Raw genomic sequence first — 248 nt, 5'->3', positions numbered from 1 at the left:
CGTCAGCTTGACCGTAACAGTTACGCCCTGACAGAAGCCGAGCGCAATGCCAGCGAATTGATCCGCTGGGCAGGCAGAAAATGCCCGAGTGGTCGGGTAATGGGGCTGGCGAATAAAGGCTGGATAAAGGGCACCCCGCAGGATGCAGGCTGGATCGGCTGGATGATCAAACCTCTCGGTCGCTGGTCGTTAATCATGGAAATCGATGAAGGCTTTGCGGTAGGCATGTCGCCAGCCGAACTCAGCGC

General features: G+C 57.7%; 1 protein-coding gene. It reads left to right on the top strand.

Annotated features, from left to right (window positions below; all coding sequences use genetic code 11):
* Positions 1 to 248, top strand: a 248-nt coding sequence (locus FN960_RS24580; protein ID WP_143850857.1) for a DUF4132 domain-containing protein, incomplete at both ends; no start/stop codon positions are given.

It is taken from the genome of Alkalicoccobacillus porphyridii (assembly GCF_007293315.1).
Classification (GTDB): Bacteria; Bacillota; Bacilli; order Bacillales; family Bacillaceae_D; genus Alkalicoccobacillus; species Alkalicoccobacillus porphyridii.
This window is presented reverse-complemented; position numbering and strand designations above follow the sequence as displayed.